Raw genomic sequence first — 2,482 nt, forward strand, 5'->3', positions numbered from 1 at the left:
GCGGGAGACCGACGTGGCCTAACGAGTGGTGCACATAACTTCGTACTCGGTGGTGCACTCACACGAGTACCTGGACACCGATCAGCTCATGCAAGCCCCCTACCGTCCGACCGAACCGTCGGGCCATCTGCCCGAGGGGAGCCTGTGCAGCTAGGACTTGTCCGGCCGATCATGGCTGTAGGCAGTCGGGCATGTTGCCCGGGTGAGCATCATCGTGAAGTTCTTCGTGGCGCCGGACGACACGTCAGCAAGCCTGGCCCTCCAGTCCGGGCCGGAACCGGCATTCGAGTCCCTCTCCTTCGGCAACTTCGATCCCGAAGAAGCCGTGCTGGAGTGGGAATGCCTTCTGGCCGGCGGCAGCTTCGAGGACCTCGCCGAAGCNGCGCCGGACGACACGTCAGCAAGCCTGGCCCTCCAGTCCGGGCCGGAACCGGCATTCGAGTCCCTCTCCTTCGGCAACTTCGATCCCGAAGAAGCCGTGCTGGAGTGGGAATGCCTTCTGGCCGGCGGCAGCTTCGAGGACCTCGCCGAAGCCGGTGAGCCTCGCATCGTCGCCGGCCAGGACAACGACGGGTGCGTCGTCTTCGCGCTCTCACCTCGCCTGTCCACTGCACTCGCGGACGCCGAGCACGCCAGATTGCGCGACGTCGCCGCCTCGTGGACCCGACTGCGTGCGGAGGACGGCGAGGTCATCGGCACGGAGATCGCCGACGCGATCGTGGGCGATCTCGCTGCTCTCGTCAGCAGCGCCCGGCGCCAGAACCAGAGCGTCTACTGCTGGGTCGCGTAGCAGTTCATGTCCGAAGCCAGATTGCGACGGCCGCCGCGGTGGCGGTGCCGAGGAAGACGTAACCGCGCTTGTCGTATCGAGTGGCAACCGCTCGGAACTGCTTCAGCCGGTTGATCGCCCGCTCGACGGTGTTGCGCTTCTTGTAACGGTCCTCGTCGAAGTTGGGCGGTCGTCCGCCGCGTGAGCCTTTGCGCAGGCGGGCCGCCTGACTGTCGGTCTTCTCCGGGATGGTGTGGCGGATTCCCCGCCGTCGCAGGTACTCGCGAATGAGGCCGTTGCTGTAGGCCCTGTCGGCCGCAAGGCTGTCGGGCTTCTTGCGTGGTCGCCCCAGGCCCGGTCTGGGCACTCGGATCTTCTCCAGGACCGGCTTGAATTGGGTGCAGTCTGCCCGCTGACCTGGGGTGACGAGCAGGGACAGCGGGCGGCAGCGGCCGTCCGCGCTCAGGTGGAGCTTGCTGGTGAACCCGCCCCGCGAGCGGCCCAGGCCCTCACCTCCCGCACCACCTCCACCAGGCGGGCGAAAAGGCTCTGCCACGGCGTCTCGGTCTGGTGTTCCACCCCTGAGGCCCCCTTTGGTACCGGGGCCGGCGGTGGGTCGGTGCGGGCGCCGGCCGCATGCTGATGCGCGCGGACGATGGTGGAGTCGACCGAGATGTCCCAGTCGATCTCGCCTGCGGCGTCAGCCGCGGCCTGGACCTGCTGGAGCAGACGTTACCAGGTCCCGTCGGCCGACCACAGGCGGTGGCGTTCATAGACCGTCTTCCACGGACCGAACCGTTCGGGCAGGTCACGCCACTGCACGCCGGTCCGCACTCGGTGCAGAATCCCGTCGATCACCTGCCGGTGATCCCGCCACCTGCCGCAACGCCCGTTGCTGACCGGCAGGAACGGCCGCAGCCGTTCCCACTCGGCATCCGTCAGATCGCCCCGCCCCATGTCCATAAGAACGATCAGCAGCAAGAGTCAGTCGCATGCTCTGCCGGATCAGTCCTAGTCTCCTGAGAATCCGAAGATTCCCAGGTGCGTCGGCCTGTCGTCGGAGTAGAGGACGATGTAGTAACCGGTCCACCGCATCTGACACTCGCCGAGCAGGCTTTGCTCGTGCTCCTCATGGCTCGCAGCCTCACTGGCAGCAGTGACGAGCTCCTCGTAATACTCGACCGACGGGCGGTTTGTGCCGAAGTGGTGCATCACGCGGTTGAGAGCCAGAGGGCGCAGGGTGCCGTAGTCAGCGATACCGGACCTCGTCGGCGGGTCATCCGTGGCAACAACCCTGTCGATGTCGAGGATCGTATGGGTGCCCTCGGTCCCCATGAACTCCTCGTCCTCGTAGAGGTCCTCCAGGCTTCGGTATCGGGCATCACTGCCGTACTCCTCCTGGAACACCCTGGCCTGCAGTGTCGCCAGGGCCGCCTCGACATCGCCGTCGTACCTGGTGACGTAGTCCCATCCGCTGGCACCCATCGAGCCACCCCTCCCTGATGATCGTGAACGCGCGAACGATAGCGGCGGGGACTGACAACGCCGCTGCCTGGCGTCGGGCTTCTGCTCGACGTCCCGGATTGAGGTGTCCAGGCCCGTCGACCGCGTCACGGAGATCGCCCGGACAGGCCCTAGTAGGACTCCGTTAGGTTGCTCTGGCTCTTGGGTTCGGGCTGGTGGTGGATGTTCTGGGCAGGGGGCGGTGGCAGG

Annotated in this window: 1 protein-coding gene and 1 pseudogene; both read right to left on the reverse strand. The window is 66.4% G+C overall.

Translation table 11 applies throughout. The annotated features are described in order from the left end of the window. Window positions 1–794: 794 nt before the first annotated feature. A pseudogene (locus tag ACWBNA_RS47720) lies at window positions 795–1,726 on the reverse strand (IS5 family transposase). A 54-nt stretch (window positions 1,727–1,780) separates the two neighbouring features. After that, the gene (locus ACWBNA_RS47725) at window positions 1,781–2,254 is read right to left on the reverse strand and encodes a hypothetical protein (RefSeq protein WP_482710866.1); all 474 of its coding nucleotides are present in this window, start codon (window positions 2,252–2,254) and stop codon (window positions 1,781–1,783) included. Window positions 2,255–2,482: the final 228 nt, after the last annotated feature.

The sequence above is a fragment of the Streptomyces sp. Q2 genome (genome assembly GCF_056820935.1).

Coding starts and splice junctions, on each gene's coding strand:
- ACWBNA_RS47725 (WP_482710866.1), bottom strand. CDS start 2,254: ATGGGTGCCAGCGGATGGGACTACGTCACCAGGTACGACGGCGATGTC.